General features: G+C 69.7%; 17 protein-coding genes. 15 read left to right on the top strand and 2 right to left on the bottom strand.

The annotated features are described in order from the left end of the window. Positions 1–7 precede the first annotated feature (7 nt). Genes O9344_RS11285 through O9344_RS11275 form a run of 3 tightly spaced genes read left to right on the top strand, consistent with a single transcriptional unit; the run spans position 8 to position 2,760 of the window. Positions 8–1,534, top strand: coding sequence for a phytoene desaturase (locus O9344_RS11285; RefSeq protein WP_298476748.1), 1,527 nt, complete (start codon positions 8–10; stop codon positions 1,532–1,534). Then, on the top strand, positions 1,512–2,591 hold the full coding sequence (locus O9344_RS11280; RefSeq protein ID WP_298476745.1) for a phytoene/squalene synthase family protein: 1,080 nt from the start codon (positions 1,512–1,514) through the stop codon (positions 2,589–2,591). The genes O9344_RS11285 and O9344_RS11280 overlap by 23 nt, the downstream gene beginning before the upstream one ends. A 10-nt stretch (positions 2,592–2,601) precedes the next feature. Next, a complete protein-coding gene (locus tag O9344_RS11275) occupies positions 2,602–2,760 on the top strand; it encodes a hypothetical protein (RefSeq protein ID WP_298476742.1) in 159 nt (52 codons plus the stop codon). On the opposite strand, the gene O9344_RS11270 is transcribed toward O9344_RS11275, so the two are convergent. Beyond that, entirely contained in the window at positions 2,757–3,590 is an 834-nt protein-coding gene (locus tag O9344_RS11270) for a hypothetical protein (RefSeq protein ID WP_363321934.1), read from the bottom strand. The two genes, O9344_RS11275 and O9344_RS11270, sit on opposite strands and share 4 nt — an antisense overlap. 32 nt (positions 3,591–3,622) lie before the next feature. Further along, positions 3,623–5,137 carry a 1-hydroxycarotenoid 3,4-desaturase CrtD gene (gene crtD / locus O9344_RS11265; protein WP_298476740.1) on the bottom strand — a complete coding sequence of 505 codons (1,515 nt, stop codon included), beginning with the start codon at positions 5,135–5,137 and terminating at the stop codon, positions 3,623–3,625. 97 nt (positions 5,138–5,234) lie between these two features. Here crtD and O9344_RS11260 point away from each other — a divergent pair, with 97 nt between their 5' ends. The 12 genes from O9344_RS11260 (at position 5,235) to pufC (ending at position 16,073) form a co-directional block, all read left to right on the top strand. Beyond that, positions 5,235–6,104, top strand: coding sequence for a polyprenyl synthetase family protein (locus O9344_RS11260; protein WP_298476737.1), 870 nt, complete (start codon positions 5,235–5,237; stop codon positions 6,102–6,104). Further along, the gene (locus O9344_RS11255) at positions 6,101–7,243 is read left to right on the top strand and encodes a methyltransferase (protein WP_298476734.1); all 1,143 of its coding nucleotides are present in this window, start codon (positions 6,101–6,103) and stop codon (positions 7,241–7,243) included. Before O9344_RS11260 ends, O9344_RS11255 begins: the two co-directional genes overlap by 4 nt. A gap of 80 nt (positions 7,244–7,323) precedes the next feature. After that, positions 7,324–8,259, top strand: coding sequence for a chlorophyll synthesis pathway protein BchC (bchC, locus tag O9344_RS11250; RefSeq protein ID WP_298476731.1), 936 nt, complete (start codon positions 7,324–7,326; stop codon positions 8,257–8,259). 59 nt (positions 8,260–8,318) lie between these two features. Beyond that, positions 8,319–9,266 (top strand): chlorophyllide a reductase iron protein subunit X, encoded by a 948-nt coding sequence (locus O9344_RS11245; protein ID WP_298477048.1) that lies wholly within the window; start codon positions 8,319–8,321, stop codon positions 9,264–9,266. Between the two features lie 56 nt (positions 9,267–9,322). Then, complete coding sequence (bchY, locus tag O9344_RS11240; RefSeq protein ID WP_298477046.1) at positions 9,323–10,816, top strand: chlorophyllide a reductase subunit Y; 1,494 nt, start codon at positions 9,323–9,325, stop codon at positions 10,814–10,816. Then, on the top strand, positions 10,816–12,261 hold the full coding sequence (gene bchZ, locus O9344_RS11235) for a chlorophyllide a reductase subunit Z (protein WP_298476729.1): 1,446 nt from the start codon (positions 10,816–10,818) through the stop codon (positions 12,259–12,261). Before bchY ends, bchZ begins: the two co-directional genes overlap by 1 nt. An 86-nt stretch (positions 12,262–12,347) precedes the next feature. Continuing rightward, the gene (locus O9344_RS11230) at positions 12,348–12,563 is read left to right on the top strand and encodes a hypothetical protein (protein WP_298476726.1); all 216 of its coding nucleotides are present in this window, start codon (positions 12,348–12,350) and stop codon (positions 12,561–12,563) included. Between the two features lie 118 nt (positions 12,564–12,681). Next, the gene (gene pufB / locus O9344_RS11225; protein WP_298476723.1) at positions 12,682–12,894 is read left to right on the top strand and encodes a light-harvesting antenna LH1, beta subunit; all 213 of its coding nucleotides are present in this window, start codon (positions 12,682–12,684) and stop codon (positions 12,892–12,894) included. Positions 12,895–12,908: 14 nt separating this feature from the next. Then, the gene (gene pufA, locus O9344_RS11220) at positions 12,909–13,127 is read left to right on the top strand and encodes a light-harvesting antenna LH1, alpha subunit (RefSeq protein WP_298476720.1); all 219 of its coding nucleotides are present in this window, start codon (positions 12,909–12,911) and stop codon (positions 13,125–13,127) included. 105 nt (positions 13,128–13,232) lie between these two features. Next, entirely contained in the window at positions 13,233–14,057 is an 825-nt protein-coding gene (gene pufL / locus O9344_RS11215; protein WP_298476717.1) for a photosynthetic reaction center subunit L, read from the top strand. Positions 14,058–14,067: 10 nt separating this feature from the next. Further along, entirely contained in the window at positions 14,068–15,057 is a 990-nt protein-coding gene (pufM, locus tag O9344_RS11210; protein ID WP_298476714.1) for a photosynthetic reaction center subunit M, read from the top strand. Then, entirely contained in the window at positions 15,054–16,073 is a 1,020-nt protein-coding gene (gene pufC, locus O9344_RS11205; protein ID WP_298476710.1) for a photosynthetic reaction center cytochrome PufC, read from the top strand. Before pufM ends, pufC begins: the two co-directional genes overlap by 4 nt. Positions 16,074–16,135: the final 62 nt, after the last annotated feature.

Below are 16,135 nucleotides of genomic sequence, written 5' to 3'. Positions count from 1 at the left end.
GGGGCCCATGACTGCGCCGCTGCGCCATCCCGTGCCCGTCGATGACCGGCGCCCCCATGCCGTGGTCATCGGCTCGGGCTTCGGTGGGCTCGCCGCCGCCATCCGTCTCGGCGCACGCGGCTACCGCGTCACCGTGCTGGAGCGGCATGACCAGCCCGGCGGTCGCGCGCGGGTCTTCCGCCAGGATGGCTTCACCTTCGATGCCGGTCCGACCATCGTCACGGCCCCCTTTCTCTTCGAGGACCTCTGGACGCTCTGCGGCAAACGCCTCGCCGACCATATCGACCTCGTTGCCCTCGATCCCTTCTACCGCCTGCGCTTCCATGACGGCTCGACGCTCGACTGCACCGGCGATCCGGAGCGGATGCGCGCCGCGGTCGGCCGGCTCTCGCCCTCCGATGTCGCGGGCTACGACCGCTTCATGGCGCAGAGCGAGGAGATCTGCCGCATCGGCTTCGAGGAGCTGGGGCACGTCCCCTTCGGCTCCTTCATGGACATGGTGCGCGTCGCGCCCGATCTCCTGAGGCTGTCCGGCCATCGCTCGGTGCACCACCTCGTCAGCAAATATGTGAAGGACGAGCGGCTGCGCATCGCCCTGTCGTTCCATCCGCTCTTCGTCGGTGGCAATCCCTTCTCGGCCAGCGCCATCTACGGGCTCATCGCCGCGCTGGAGCGGCGCTGGGGCGTGCATTTCGCCCGCGGCGGCACGGGCGCTCTGGTCTCCGGCATGGTCGATCTCATTCGCGGCCAGGCGGGCACGGTGCGGCTCGGGGCCGATGTCGCCCGCATCATCGTCGAGGAGGGCGCGGCGCGGGGCGTCGTGCTCGCGGACGGCGAGACCATCCGCGCCGAGCTCGTCGTCTCCAATGCCGACGTGACCCACACCTATGGCAAGCTCGTGCCGGAGGGGGCGACGAAGCGCTGGCGTCCGGCGAAGCTCAAGCGCGCCTCGCAATCGATGAGCCTCTTCGTCTGGTATTTCGGCACCAAGGGCCGGCGGGCCGACGTGCCGCATCACACGATCCTGCTCGGCCCCCGCTACCAGGGCCTGCTCGACGACATCTTCCGCCGCAAGACGCTCGCCGCGGATTTCAGCCTGTACCTGCACCGTCCGACCGCGACGGATCCGAGCCTCGCGCCGCCGGGCCATGACGCCTTCTACGTGCTGTCGCCGGTGCCGAACCTTGCCGGCGGGCAGGATTGGGATCGTCTTGCCGAGACCTATCGCGAGCGGATCGCCGCCGAACTCGACCGCACGGTCATGCCCGGCTTCCGCGACCAGATCGTCACCTCGCGCGTCATGCATCCCGGCCATTTCCGCGACGAGCTCCTCGCCCCCTTCGGTGCCGCCTTCAGCCTCGAGCCTGTGCTGCTGCAGAGCGCCTGGTTCCGGCCGCACAACCGCTCCGAGGATATTGCCAACCTCTATCTCGTGGGGGCGGGCACCCATCCGGGCGCCGGCCTGCCTGGCGTGCTCTCCTCGGCGCGTATCCTCGATCAGGTGGTTCCCCATGGCAGCACCGTCACGACCTGATCCCGCCGATGTCGCGGCCTGCCGCAGCCTGCTGCAGGCCGGTTCGCGCTCGTTCTTCGCGGCCTCGCTGCTGCTCCCCTCCTCGGTGCGGGAGCCTGCCACCGTCCTCTATGCCTTCTGCCGGGTGGCCGATGATGCGGTCGACCTGTCGCCCGATGCCGCCACCGCCATCACCCGCCTTCACGCCCGGCTGGACGGGATCTTCGCCGGCGTGCCGGCGGATGATCCGGTGGACCGGGCCCTCGCCGTCGTGGTGCGCGCGCACGACTTGCCGCGCAGCGTCTTCGACGCGCTCATCGAAGGCCTCGCCTGGGACGTGGGCGGTCGCACCTACGAGACCCTCTCCGACCTCATCTCCTATTGCGCCCGTGTCGCCGGAACGGTCGGCACGCTGATGACGCTGCTGATGGGGCGCCGTGATCCCCGTGTCCTGGCGCGCGCCTGTGATCTCGGCGTCGCCATGCAGCTCACCAACATCGCCCGCGACGTCGGCGAGGACGCCCGTGCCGGGCGGCTGTACCTGCCGCTCGAATGGATGGAAGAGGCAGGCCTCTCGCCGCAATCCTTCCTCGCCGCGCCCGTCTTCGACTCCCGCCTCGCCAGCGTCATCAGGCGGCTCATCGCCGAGGCGGACCGGCTTTATGGCCGCTCGCAGAGCGGCATCGGCGCGCTGCCGGCGGGTTGCCGCCCGGCCATCCATGCGGCGCGGCTCATCTATCAGGAAATCGGTGTGCTGCTCGCCGCGCGCGGCCAGGACAGCATCACCCGCCGCACCGTCGTGCCGCAGCGGCGCAAGCTGGCGCTGGTCGGACGGGCGCTGCTCGATGCCGGTTTCGCCAGCGGGCCAACCCGTCAGCGGGCGCTGGCCGAGGTTCAGTTTCTCATCGACGCGGTGCGGCCGGAGGGCGGCGACGCGGTGATGGCCGACCAGGGGCTCGACCGGCTCGTCGGCATCTTCGAGCGCCTCGCGCGCGAACCCGGCTCGTCGCGCACCGGCCGTGTCGTGCGGCCCCGGCGTGGGCGGACGCGCGCCTCGCGTCTGACCGCCACCGCCTGAGGGGCGCGCCATGAGCAGCGACTGGCTCTTTGCCGCGGAGTTCGTGCTGACCGCTGTCCTCGTGCTCGGCTTCGCGGCGCATCAGCTCCGGTCGCTGAAGAAGCTGAAGGAGGAGCGCGAGCGCAAGGCGCGCGAGGCTGCCGCGCGCGGCGATGCGCCCAAGCCTTAGGTCCCCGCCCGCCGCGGCATGCGAAAGGGCAGCATGGCCTGGACCACGGGATTGGCGAAGCGTGGCAGCGACAGGGCCTCGTGGACGAAGACGGCAGGGCCGTCGCCCCAGTCGGTCCCGACGACGGCGCGCGCATAGAAGGGCGCGTCCTCCATCCCCATGATGACCCTGGGTCTCACCCCCTCCGCCGCCGGTGTCTCGCGGGCGACCCGCCAGCCGGTATGCGGCAGGCGCGCGGGCGCCGGCGCCTCGACGGGCGCCAGCCTGCCGTCCGGCTGGAGGCCGAGGGCGAGGGTGGTGCGGCCGCCATCGGTGCGGCGCGCATCGTAGTGGATGCGGCCGCCCGCGGCCCGCACCTCGCGCGACCAGTTCCAGGTGAGGAAGTCGCGCTCCAGCGGCCGGTCGCCGTCATTGGTGTCGCAATAGCCGTGGCCGGACCAGGAGAGGTCAGGCGCCGAGAACCGCGCCTCCACCCGTGCTGCCGGCGCGATGGGCCGCCAGCGATGATGGCCGTCGGCATCGAGGTGGAAGGGCCGGCTCGGCGCCGAAGTCGGCGTCACCGTGACGGTGCCGCGCAGCCGCCGGGGGATCGGCACGGTGATCTCGTCTATGGCGATGGTGAGCCGCCCCCGGTCCCAGGAGACCTGGCTCGGGCCGATGGCGAGATGGTCGCTCGCGCGGGCGCGCGGGCCCGCCCCGCGTTCGGTCATGGCCCATCGCCCGCCGGTCCCGTAGAGCGCGACGTTGACGGCGCAGAAGGCGGTGGGGTCGGCCGGGCCGCTCCGGCGACGCCAGGCATAATAGGGCGAGAAGACGGAGCCGATGAACACGATGACCACCAGGCCATGGCGGCCATCGTCGCTCAGCGCGTCGACATACCACCAGGCATAGCCGTCCGGCGGGACGTCGAGCGCGAAGTCAGGTCCGCCATCACGGCCGATGCCGCGAGCCGGCCCGAGGTCGCCGCCATCGGCACGCCCGCTCCCGGATGGACGCTGCCCCCCGCCAGATAGAGCCCCGGGATCGCCGACCGCGAGCCCGGGCGGCGGAACGAGGCCATGGCCCCGTGTGTCGCCGAGCCATAAAGCGCTCCCGAGGTTCCGGGGAAACGCCGGGCGAAATCCCCCGGCGTGGTCACCGTCCTGTCGCTGATCGTGAGGCTGAGGCCGGCTGCCGCCAGCCGCTGCATGAGACGTGTCTCGCATCGGGCGATCTCCCCGGGATCAGGCCGGCCGTCGTCACCGCGGGCCGGGGCGTTGACGAGGCAGAAAAGGCGTTCGTCGCCATCGGCGCGGGCGGAGCCGCCGGTGCGGTCTGGCGCGCAGACGTAAATGGTCGGATCGTCCGGCAGGCGGCCGGCGCCGAGCGCGGCGAATTCGGCGGCATAGTCGGCCGAGAAGAAGACGCTGTGATGGGCGAGGGGAAACCCCTCGGCCCTGGCGGCGAGGCACCAGGTGACGGCAGAGAGCGAGCGCAGCGCCGGATCAGGCGGGGGAACGGCGCGGCGCGTATCGCCGCCGAGGAGGCCTTTCGCAAGCGCCGATGCGTCGCCGGCATGGATCACCGCCTCCGCCGCGATCTCCTCGCCGCTGGCGAGGCGTACGCCCGCTGCGCGGCCGTTGCCGACCAGCACCTCGGCGACGGCGCAGCCGAGGCGCAGCGTCGCGCCGCGGGCAAGCGCCAGCGCCGTGACCGCGCCGGCAAGGTCCTGCATCCCGCCGGGAAGGCTCCAGACACCCTCCTGCTCGGCATGGGCGATGAGCATGAGTGTCGCCGGCGCGGCGAACGGCGACGAGCCGCAATAGGTGGCGTAGCGGCCGAAGAGCTGGCGCAGGCGCTCGTCGCGGAAATAGCCGCCGAGCACGCTCCACAGCGTCTCGAAGGGGCGGATGGCGAGGCCGCCAAGGCCGAGAGAGGCGGTGAGCCCGAGCATGGAGGGGCGCTCGGCCTGCATGAAGGGCGCGTCGAGCAAATGGTAGACGCGCGCCGCGTCGGTGCAGAAGCGGCGGAAGCCCTCGGCCTCGGCGGGCCCGGCGAAGGCGGCGATGGCCTCGGCCGAGCGCGCGGGATCGGCGAAGAGGTCGAGCGTCGAGCCGTCCAGCCAGTGGTGGCGGGCGAGTATGTCGAGGGGGGTGAGGGCGAGGTGATCGGCGAGGCGTTCGCCGACGCTGGCGAAGAGCGCCTCGAAGACGGGACGCATGGTGAAGACGGTGGGGCCGGAATCGAGCGTGCCCGCAGCGGTCTCGACGCCGCGGATCTTGCCGCCGGCATGGTCCGCGGCCTCGACCAGCGTGACCGCGTAGCCCTGATGGGCCAGCAGCATCGCCGCGGTGAGCCCCGCAATGCCTGCTCCAACGATGACCACGCGGTCCTGCACGAGCTCACCATTTTCCCATTGACAGTGGAAAGTGTCAGATACAGTTTACATGACGGTTCCAAGTGTCAAATGAAATTGACATTAAGGGGGGAAGGCCATGGATCTCGGCATCCGGATCGAAAAGGCCCTGGACGTCGCTCTTACGAAAGCGGAGGGCGCTGATTGTCCCCCCGGGCTGGCGGCGGCGCTGCGCTACGCGGTATTTCCCGCGGGCCACAGGATCAGGCCACGGCTGGTGATGGCCGTGTCGGAGGCCTGCGGCGGGTCCGACCCGGAAGCGGCAGATGCCGCGGCGGCGGCCATCGAGTTCCTGCACTGCGCCTCGCTGGTCCATGACGACCTGCCATGCTTCGACGATGCCGACGAGCGGCGCGGCAAGCCCTCGGTGCATCGTGCCTTCGGCCAGCCGGTCGCCGTCCTGGCCGGCGACGCGCTGATCGTCCTCGCTTTCGAGACCATCGCCCGCGGCGTCCCCGGTGACGCGCGCAAGCTCGGCGGCCTCGTCCGCCTCGTCGGCCAGGCCGTCGGCGCGCCCGCCGGCATCTGTGCCGGCCAGGCCTGGGAGAGCGAGCCGACCGTGTCGGTGTCCGCCTATCACCGCGCCAAGACCGCCTCGCTCTTCGCCGGGGCCACCGCTGCCGGTGCGCTGGCCGCGGGCGCCGATCCGCTCGCCTGGCGTGATCTCGGCGAGCGTCTCGGCGAGGCCTATCAGGTTGCCGACGACATCAGCGATATCGCCGCGACCTCCGACCAGACCGGCAAGACCAGCAATCGCGACAGCTTGCTCGGCCGGCCGAACGTCGCGCACCAGATGGGGCTCGACGAGGCGCTGGCTTTGCTCGACCGTACCGTGGTCGAGGCGATCGCCGCCGTGCCGGTCTGCCCCGGCCAGGCGCAGTTGCGCGCCGCCATCCTGCTTGAGACCAAGCGCTTCCTGCCGGCGGGGCTCGTCCGCACCGCGGCATGACCGCCACCATGCCGGACCGGCGCGCGGGCCCTTTCGAGCGGCTCGCCGCCTGGCTGAAGCTGCGCCGTGACCGGCTCGTCGCCGATCCGGCGTTCCAGCGCTTCTCGGCCTCGTTCCCGCTGACCCGCGGCACGGCGCATCGCCATGCCAGCGACCTCTTCGATCTCTGCGCCGGCTTCGTCTATTCGCAGGTGCTCTTCGCCTGCGTCAGGCTCGATCTCTTCGCGATGCTGGCGCGCGGGCCGATGCCGCTCTCCGACATTGCCGCGCGCACCCGCCTGAGCATCGATGCGGCGGACCGGCTGGTGCGCGCCGCCATCGCGCTCGGCCTATTGGAATGGCGCGGCGACGAGGTCGGCCTCGGCCTCAAGGGCGCAGCTCTCACCGGCAATCCCGGGGCGCTGGCCATGGTCGAGCACCATGCCATGCTCTACGCCGACCTCGCCGACCCGATCGCGCTGCTGCGCGGCGAGGCGCCGCCATCGCATCTCCGGCGTTTCTGGGCCTATGGCGAAGGCGGTTCGGCCGAGGCGTCGGGCGCCGCAGCCGATTACACCGCCCTCATGGCGCGCTCGCAGGCGCTGGTGGCCGACGACATTCTCGACGCCTATCCCGTCAGCCGCCACCGCGTGGTGCTCGATGTTGGTGGCGGCAACGGCACCTTCCTCGCCGCCCTGCATCGGCGCGCGCCTTCCGCCGAGCTCCACCTTTTCGACCTGCCGGCGGTCACCGCCCATGCGGCGCGGAACCCGGCCCTGCCCGAATCGACGGTGATCCATGGCGGGCGATTCCCCGACGATCCGCTGCCCACCGGCATGGATCTCGTCACGCTGGTGCGCGTCGTCCACGACCATGACGATGCGGTGGTGCGCGGGCTCCTCGCCCGCGTCCATGAGGCCCTCGCACCCGGGGGCAGCGTCGTCATCGCCGAGCCCATGGCGGAATCAGCCGCGGTTGCACCGATGGCTGACGCCTATTTCGGCTTCTACCTGCTTGCCATGGGTCAGGGCCGCGCCCGCAGCCCCGACACGCTCATGGCCATGCTGACTGCAGCCGGTTTCGAGGCGCCGCGCCGGATTGCAACCCGCCGGCCACTCTTCGCCGGCATCGTCACGGCGACGCGACGCACGGCAGTGTAAAAAATAATTGACACTCTTCGTTGTCACCCTAAGATGACTTATGCCCAGTCTTTAGGCGGGCACGGCCCTGGAGGTCGAACGTGAAGACGCTGGCAGTCATCCTGCGTGAACCGCACCGCCTGGATCTCGACCGCGTCGAACTCTTGGGCCTTTCGGACAACGACGTTGTCGTCGATGTGCTCTGGTCTGGCATCAGCAGCGGCACCGAGCGGCTCCTGTGGTCCGGCCGCATGCCGCCGTTCCCCGGCCTCGGCTATCCCCTCGTGCCCGGCTACGAGACCGTCGGCGAGATCGTCGATGCCGGCGCCAGCGCCCGCCATCGCATCGGCGAGCGCGTCTTCGTTCCGGGCTCGCGCGGCTTCAAGAGCGTGCGCGGCCTGTTCGGCGGCGCAGCCCAACGGCTCGTCGCGGCGGCTGACCGCGTCACACCCGTCGATCCGGAATTGGGCGAGCAGGCCATCCTGCTCGCGCTCGCAGCCACCGCCTGCCATGCCATCCGCATCGGCGGCCTGCCCGAGCTCATTGTCGGACACGGCGTGCTTGGCCGGCTCATCGCCCGCGTCACCCTGGCCGAGGGCGCGCCTGCGCCGACCGTCTGGGAAACGCGTGCCGAGCGCCGCACCGGCGCCACCGGCTATGCCGTCGTCGATCCGTCCGAGGACGCCTCGGGCGACCGCGGCATCATCATGGATGCCAGCGGCGATGCGGGGCTCCTCGATACGCTGATCGCCCGGCTGAGGCGGGGCGGCGCCATCGTCCTTGCCGGCTTCTACGAGCAGCCGCTGGCCTTCACCTTCCCGCCCGCCTTCATGCGCGAGGCGATGATCCGCATCGCCGCGGAGTTCCGGCCCGAGGACGTGGATCGCGCCCTCACCCTGGTGCGCTCCGGGCGGCTCAGCCTCGACGGCCTCGTCACTCACCGTTTTCCCCCGCCTGCCGCAGCGGAGGCCTATCGCACGGCCTTCGAAGACCCCGACTGCGTCAAGGCATTGATCACCTGGAGGGCTTCCGCATGAACGCGCCGCTCACGGCTCTCGAGCCGAACGCTGCCACGACCGGCCCCGCGCTGGATGCCATGATCCGCGAGGCCGAGGACACGGCCGCCGCTCCCGGCACCCGCCAGACCCAGGTCATCGCCATCTACGGCAAGGGCGGCATCGGCAAGAGCTTCACGCTCGCCAACCTCTCCTACATGATGGCGCAGCAGGGCCAGCGCGTCCTGCTCATCGGCTGCGATCCCAAGAGCGACACGACCTCGCTGCTCTTCGGCGGCCGGGCCTGCCCCACCATCATCGAGACCTCGTCGAAGAAGAAGCTCGCCGGCGAGGAGGTGCGCATCGAGGATGTCTGCTTCAAGCGCGATGGCGTCTTCGCCATGGAGCTCGGCGGGCCCGAGGTCGGCCGCGGCTGCGGCGGACGCGGCATCATCCACGGCTTCGAGCTTCTCGAGAAGCTCGGCTTCCACGAGTGGGACTTCGACTATGTCCTGCTCGACTTCCTCGGCGACGTGGTGTGCGGCGGCTTCGGCCTGCCGATCGCCCGCGACATGTGCCAGAAGGTCATCGTCGTCGGCTCGAACGACCTCCAGTCGCTCTATGTCGCCAACAATGTCTGCTCGGCGGTCGAATATTTCCGCAAGCTCGGCGGCAATGTCGGCGTCGCCGGCATGGTCATCAACAAGGATGACGGCACCGGCGAGGCCTCGGCCTTCGCGGCGGAAGCCGGCATCCCCATCCTCGCGGCCATCCCGCAGGACGACGACCTGAGGCGCAAGAGCGCCAATTACGAGATCGTCGGCCATCCCGATAGCCAGTGGGCCGCGCTCTTCGCCGAGCTCGCGCAGAACGTCGCGGGTGCGCCGCCGGTGCGGCCGAAACCGCTGAACCAGGACGCCCTCCTTGGCCTGTTCAAGGGCGATGCGGTCGGCCGCGGCGTGGTGCTGCAGCCGGCGAGCCAGGTGGATCTGCGCGGCGGCGTGCTGGCGCAGCAGCCCTCCCTCGAAATCATCTACGACACGGTGTGACGATGGCGCGCCTCCTCGACACCCTCGCCAAGCCCCTCTCGGCCGCCGCCAAGCCGATGCCTCCCGAGGCGTCGGAGGCCGGCTGCCATGGCGGCAAGGCGCAAATGGAGGAGGCGGCGCGCGCCGCCGGCAAGAGCGAGGTGCTGGACCAGTATGCGGCCGACTATCCCAAGGGGCCGCATGACCAGCCGCAGAGCATGTGCCCTGCCTTCGGCTCGCTGCGCGTGGGCTTGAGGATGCGGCGCACTGCCACCGTGCTCTCTGGCTCGGCCTGCTGCGTCTATGGCCTCACCTTCACCTCGCACTTCTACGGCGCGCGGCGGACCGTCGGCTATGTGCCGTTCAACTCGGAATCGCTGGTCACCGGCAAGCTGTTCGAGGACATCCGCGACTCCGTCCACGATCTTGCCGATCCGGCGCTCTATGACGCCATCGTCATCATCAATCTGTGCGTCCCCACCGCCTCCGGCGTGCCGCTGAAGCTCCTGCCGAAGCAGATCAACGGGGTGCGCGTCATCGGCATCGACGTGCCGGGCTTCGGCGTGCCGACCCACGCGGAAGCCAAGGACGTGCTCGCCGGCGCCATGCTGCGCTATGCCCGCGGCGAGGCCGAGAAGGGCCCCGTCCAGGCGCCGCGGATCACCCGCGCCAACCAGCGGCCGACCGTCACCCTGCTCGGGGAGATGTTCCCCGCCGATCCCATGGGCATCGGCGCGCTGCTGGAGCCGATGGGGCTTGCCGCCGGTCCCAGCGTTCCGACCCGCGAATGGCGCGAGCTCTATGCGGCGCTGGATTGCGTGGCGGTCGCCGCCATCCATCCCTTCTATACCGCGAGCATCCGCGAGTTCGAGGCGGCCGGCCGTCCCGTCGTCGCCTCCGCACCAGTGGGCCGCGACGGCACGGCCGACTGGCTCGCCGCCATCGGCAAGGCCGCGGGTGTTGCGCCGGAGCGCATCGCCGAGGCGCAGAACCGCGCCCTGCCGCTGATCGGCGCGGCGCTGGAGCGGGCCCGCATCTCCGGCCGCATCACCCTGTCGGGCTATGAGGGCTCGGAGCTGCTCGTCGGCCGGCTGCTCGTCGAGAGCGGCGCGGACCTGCGCTATGTCGGCACGGCCTGCCCGCAGACGCCCTGGTCCGAGCCGGATCGCGCCTGGCTGGAGGCTCGCGGCGTCACGGTGCGCTACCGCGCCTCGCTGGAGCAGGATCTCGAGGCGCTCGACGAGCACCAGCCGGACCTCGCCATCGGCACGACGCCGGTGGTGCAGAAGGCCAAGGAGCGGGCCATTCCCGCCCTCTACTTCACCAACCTGATCTCGGCGCGGCCGCTCTTCGGCCTTGCCGGAGCCGGTTCGCTCGCCACCGTCGTTAACGCGGCGCTCGGCAACAAGCCGCGCTTCGACCGGATGAAGGACTTCTTCGAGGGCGTCGGCTCCGGCGATACGGCGGGTGTCTGGTCCAAAACGCCCGATCCGCGGCCGGATTTCCGCGCCAAGTATCGCCGCCAGCTCGATGCGCTCGCCAAGAAGCGCAAAGCCGAGGAGATGCTCTGATGCTGGTCCTCGATCATGACAGGGCAGGGGGCTACTGGGGCGCGGTCTATGTCTTCACCGCGATCAAGGGCCTGCAGGTGGTGATCGACGGCCCGGTGGGCTGCGAGAACCTCCCCGTCACCTCCGTCCTCCACTACACCGATGCGCTGCCGCCCCACGAGCTGCCGATCGTCGTCACCGGCCTTGCCGAGGAAGAACTCGGCCAGAAGGGGACGGAGCAGGCCATGCGCCGTGCCCACCGCGCCCTCGATCCCGACCTGCCGTCGGTGGTCGTCACCGGCTCCATCGCCGAGATGATCGGCGGCGGCGTGACGCCGGAAGGCACGGCCATCAAGCGTTTCCTGCCGCGCACCATCGACGAGGACCAGTGGCAGAGCGCCGACCGCGCGCTGTCCTGGCTGTGGACCGAGTTCGGCCCGCGCAAAGTGCCGGAGCGTCGCCGCGAGGCGGGCGCCAAGCCGCGCGTCAACATCATCGGGCCGGCCTACGGCACGTTCAACATGCCCTCGGACCTCGCCGAGATCCGCCGCCTCGTCGAGGGGATCGGCTGCGAGGTGAACATGGAGTTCCCGCTCGGCAGCCACCTCCAGGACGTGGCCAAGCTCGCCGATGCGGACGTCAATATCTGCCTCTACCGCGAGTTCGGGCGCCTGCTCTGCGAGCGGCTGGAGCGGCCCTATCTCCAGGCGCCGATCGGCCTGCACTCAACCACCGCCTTCCTCGAGAAGCTCGGCGAGCTCGCCGGTGTCGACCCGCAGCCCTTCATCGCGCGCGAGAAGCACACGACGATCAAGCCGCTCTGGGATCTCTGGCGCTCGGTGACGCAGGACTTCCTGGGCACCGCGAGCTACGGCGTCGTCGCCACCGACACCTATGCGCGGGGCCTCAAGCATTTCCTCTCCGAGGAACTCGGCCTGCCCTGCCACTTCGCCGTCTCCCGCCGCGCCGGCGTGAAGCCGGACAACGAGGCGGTGCGCCAGGCGATCCGCGATCGCACGCCGCTCATCCTCTTCGGCAGCTTCAACGAGCGCATGTATCTCGCCGATTGCGGGGCGCGGGCGGTGTTCATTCCCGCCTCCTTTCCGGGGGCCATCATCCGCCGCCACACCGGCACGCCCTTCATGGGCTATGCGGGCGCGACCTACCTCCTCCAGGAGGTCTGCAACGCGCTGTTCGATGCGCTCTTCCACATCCTGCCGCTCGGCAGCGACATGGATCGCATCGAGGCGACGCCCTCGCGGCTCGATGACGACCTGCCCTGGAGCGAAGAGGCCCGCGCCATGCTCGATGCGGTCGTCGAGACCCATCCGGTGCTCGTGCGCATCTCCGCCGCCAAGCGCCTGCGTGACACCGCCGAGCGCGAGGCCCGCGCCGCCGGCTCCGGCGTCGTCCGCCCCGATTCCGTCACGCGTGCTGTCGGCCAGCTCGGCCGCCCGCCCAACTGATCTCGTCCGGTGCCCCCGGGCGCCTTTCGCTTGCAGTGCATCCCCATCGACAAGGTCGCATCACGCGACCGGCAGGGAGACAAGCCATGGATCACGCCGCCCGCATGCCCGCCCACTCGCGGTCGCGCCGCATGGACCGGATCGAATTCCGGCTGCTGATGCTGGCCTCGTTCCCGTTCTTCCTGGGCCTTGCCGCCCTCGCCCGGCTGCGCGGCCAGACCGCTTCCCCCGAGAGCCTGTCCCTCTTCGCCGAGGCCCGTGCGGCCGCGGCATCCGCCATTCCGTTCGCCTTCATGGGCTGAACGGTCCGTCTCGTCCGGGTGACCGGGCGAATGGCCGGGGGGCGTCAGCCCCCTGGCGACCCTGCCGTGCCGAAAGGCTCGGCGACGGCCTTCGGGCCGAAACGAGGAGTAGTCCATCATGGCTGACAAAGAGTCCCTTTCGGGCCTCACCGAGGAGGAAGCTCAGGAGTTCCACAAGTACTTCATCCAGGGTTTCGTCGGATTCACGGTCGTCGCGGTCATCGCCCATTTCCTGGCGTGGCAGTGGCGGCCCTGGTTCCCCGGACCCCGCGGCTACGCGCAGTCGATGATCGACGGCGCCACGGTCGTGGCTCAGACGCTCATTGGCTGACGGGAGAAGATCTCATGTGGAAACTCTGGCTCATCTTCGACCCCAGGCGGGTCCTCGTCGCTATGGCCACGTTCCTGTTCGCGCTCGCTCTGCTGATCCATTTCATCCTGCTCAGCACCGATCGCTTCAACTGGATCGAAGGCCCTCGCGCCCGCCCTGCGCCCCGTGCCGACGTGATCTCGGTCCCGACCGTCACGGTCGCCGGCACGACGATCACCATCACGGGCGCCTGACGCGAAAGACCCGGGGACACCAGCAGCGGAGCGCATCCGCGCGACGCTTCCGGTGGCCCCGGTCAACTCCATCGCATGCGCATGCACTGCCTAGAGGAGCCGACCATGGCCATGCTGAGCTTCGAAGCCAAATATCGCGTGCGCGGCGGCACGCTGGTCGGGGGCGATCTCTTCGACTTCTGGGTCGGACCCTTCTGGGTCGGCTTTTTCGGGGTCACCACCTTTTTCTTCTCGCTGCTCGGCGTCGGCCTGATCCTGTGGGGCGCGGCCCTCGGCGACACCTGGAACGTCTGGCGCATCAACATCGCCCCGCCGGACCTGAAATACGGCCTCGGCCTCGCACCGCTGGCGGAAGGCGGCCTGTGGCAGATCATCACCATCTGCGCCATCGGAGCCTTCGGGTCCTGGGCGATGCGCGAGGTCGAGATCTCGCGCAAACTCGGCATGGGCCTGCACGTGCCGGTGGCCTTCTCGATGGCGATCTTCGCCTATGTGACGCTGCAGGTGATCCGCCCCGTCCTGATGGGCGCCTGGGGGCACGCCTTCCCCTACGGGATCTTCAGCCACCTCGATTGGGTGTCGAACGTCGGCTACCAGTACCTGCACTTCCACTACAATCCCGCGCACATGATCGCCGTGACCTTCTTCTTCACGACGACGCTGGCGCTGTCCCTCCACGGGGCGCTCGTGCTGTCGGCCACCAACCCGCCCAAGGGCGAGCCGGTGAAGACGCCGGAGCACGAGAACGCCTTCTTCCGCGACACGATCGGCTACTCGGTCGGCACCATCGGCATCCATCGGCTCGGGCTGTTCCTGGCGCTCGCCGCGGTGTTCTGGAGCGCGGTCTGCATCGTGATCTCCGGGCCCTTCTGGACCCTCGGCTGGCCCGAGTGGTGGAACTGGTGGCTCGAACTGCCGATCTGGCGTTGAGGAGGATGTCGTGAGCTTCGCCATCGACTATCAGAACATCTTCACCCGCATCCAGGTCCGCGGTCCCGACGATACCGGGCCGCCGATCGAGAGCCAGATCTACAAGCGCGGCACGTCGATCTTCCACAATTACTGGCTGGGCAAGATCGGCGACGCGCAGATCGGCCCGATCTATCTCGGCTGGTACGGCAGCGCCTCGCTGCTGTTCGGCATCATCGCCTTCGAGATCATCGGGCTCAACATGTGGGCCTCGGTGAACTGGGATCCGGTGCAGTTCGTGCGCCAGCTCTTCTGGCTGGCCCTGGAACCGCCGGCGCCGAAATACGGCCTGTCCATCCCGCCCCTGGCGGAGGGCGGCTGGTGGCTGCTCACCGGCTTCTTCCTCACCCTGTCGATGATCCTGTGGTGGATCCGCACCTACCGGCGGGCGCGGGCGCTCGGGATGGGCACCCATGTCGCCTGGGCCTTCGCCGCGGCGATCTGGCTGTTCCTCGTGCTCGGCTTCATCCGGCCGCTGCTCATGGGGTCCTGGAGCGAGGGCGTGCCCTTCGGTATCTTCCCGCACCTCGACTGGACCGCGGCCTTTTCGATCCGCTACGGGAACCTCTTCTACAACCCGTTCCACGCGCTCTCGATCACCTTCCTCTACGGGTCGGCGCTGCTCTTCGCCATGCACGGCGCGACGATCCTCGCCGTCTCCCGCTACGGCGGCGAGCGCGAGATCGAGCAGATCGTCGATCGCGGCACGGCCTCCGAGCGCGCCGCCCTGTTCTGGCGCTGGACCATGGGCTTCAACGCCACCATGGAATCCATCCATCGCTGGGCCTGGTGGTTCGCCGTGCTGACGCCGCTGACCGGCGGCATCGGCATCCTCCTCACCGGCACGGTGGTGGACAACTGGTACCTCTGGGCGGTCAAGCACGACTTCGCCCCGGGCTATCCGTCGCTGCCCTATACCCCTGCCATTGATCCCTCGACCCTGCCGGGAGCGACGCGATGAACTCCGCACGCACCTGCCTGACGGCCCTTCTCCTCGGCGCGACGCTATTCATCGCCGGCTGCGAGGCTCCGCCTCCCGCTACCGACCAGCGGGGCTATCGTGGCCAGTCCATGGGTAATGTCGCCAATCCCCGCACGCTGGAAGCGCGCGAGGCGGCGAACCAGCCGCCGGAGGTCCAGCCTCCCGGCGATCCGACGGGCCCGCGGGTCTCGACGATCTACCAGAACGTCAAGGTCCTCGGTGACCTCAGCGAGACCGAGTTCCTGCGGGTCATGGCCTCCATGACCGAGTGGGTGGCCCCGCAGGAAGCGAGCTGCGGCTATTGCCACAATCTCGAGAACATGGCGGACGAGTCGAAGTACCAGTACCGCGTGGCGCGCCAGATGCTCATCATGACGCGCTCGCTGAACACGACCTGGTCGTCGCATGTCGGCCAGACCGGCGTCACCTGCTACACGTGCCATCGCGGTCAGCCGCAGCCGCAATACACGTTCAAGCAGGATAGCGGGCCGATGGGGGCTGGTGGCACGACGGCAAGCCGGCAGGGCCAGAACGTCGCCGGACGGCTGGTTGGCCTCACCTCGCTGCCGACCGATCCATTCACGGAACTGCTCGCCTATACCGGTCAGATCCGCGCGGTCAGCACCACCGTCCTGCCCGCGGGCAATACGCGGACCATCCAGGACACGGAGCGCACCTATGGCCTGATGATCCACATGTCGGAGGGCCTCGGCGTCAACTGCACCTTCTGCCACAACTCGAACAATTTCGGATCGTGGTCGAGCAGTCCGCCGCAGCGCGCCACCGCCTATCACGGCATCCGTATGGTGCGGGACATCAACATCAATCACATCGCGCCGTTGCTGCCGATCCAGCCGCCGGAGCGGCTCGGGCCGGAGGGCGACAACGCCAAGGTGTTCTGCACCACCTGCCACCAGCAGCAGCCGAAGCCGATGAACGGCGCGCCGATGCTGGAGCACTATCCGGAACTCGGGGCCGTGCGTCCCGCGCCATAAGGCGGGGGATCGCGGCTGCGCCGCAATGCATGAGGGCGTCGGAGCTCACCGCTCCGGCGCCC

It is taken from the genome of Phreatobacter sp., from assembly GCF_027532945.1.
Taxonomy (GTDB): Bacteria; Pseudomonadota; Alphaproteobacteria; order Rhizobiales; family Phreatobacteraceae; genus Phreatobacter.
Note: the sequence above shows the minus strand (reverse complement) of the source record. Positions and strands in the feature narration are given on the sequence as shown.

What these genes read in the sequence shown, in the direction of transcription:
- O9344_RS11280 (WP_298476745.1), top strand. Translation starts at nt 1,512, where the DNA reads ATGGCAGCACCGTCACGACCTGATCCCGCCGATGTCGCGGCCTGCCGC.
- O9344_RS11230 (WP_298476726.1), top strand. Translation starts at nt 12,348, where the DNA reads ATGGATCACGCCGCCCGCATGCCCGCCCACTCGCGGTCGCGCCGCATG.
- O9344_RS11260 (WP_298476737.1), top strand. Translation starts at nt 5,235, where the DNA reads ATGGATCTCGGCATCCGGATCGAAAAGGCCCTGGACGTCGCTCTTACG.
- pufL (WP_298476717.1), top strand. Translation starts at nt 13,233, where the DNA reads ATGGCCATGCTGAGCTTCGAAGCCAAATATCGCGTGCGCGGCGGCACG.
- bchZ (WP_298476729.1), top strand. Translation starts at nt 10,816, where the DNA reads ATGCTGGTCCTCGATCATGACAGGGCAGGGGGCTACTGGGGCGCGGTC.
- pufC (WP_298476710.1), top strand. Translation starts at nt 15,054, where the DNA reads ATGAACTCCGCACGCACCTGCCTGACGGCCCTTCTCCTCGGCGCGACG.
- pufB (WP_298476723.1), top strand. Translation starts at nt 12,682, where the DNA reads ATGGCTGACAAAGAGTCCCTTTCGGGCCTCACCGAGGAGGAAGCTCAG.
- pufA (WP_298476720.1), top strand. Translation starts at nt 12,909, where the DNA reads ATGTGGAAACTCTGGCTCATCTTCGACCCCAGGCGGGTCCTCGTCGCT.
- bchY (WP_298477046.1), top strand. Translation starts at nt 9,323, where the DNA reads ATGCCTCCCGAGGCGTCGGAGGCCGGCTGCCATGGCGGCAAGGCGCAA.
- O9344_RS11285 (WP_298476748.1), top strand. Translation starts at nt 8, where the DNA reads ATGACTGCGCCGCTGCGCCATCCCGTGCCCGTCGATGACCGGCGCCCC.
- O9344_RS11275 (WP_298476742.1), top strand. Translation starts at nt 2,602, where the DNA reads ATGAGCAGCGACTGGCTCTTTGCCGCGGAGTTCGTGCTGACCGCTGTC.
- O9344_RS11255 (WP_298476734.1), top strand. Translation starts at nt 6,101, where the DNA reads ATGACCGCCACCATGCCGGACCGGCGCGCGGGCCCTTTCGAGCGGCTC.
- O9344_RS11245 (WP_298477048.1), top strand. Translation starts at nt 8,319, where the DNA reads ATGATCCGCGAGGCCGAGGACACGGCCGCCGCTCCCGGCACCCGCCAG.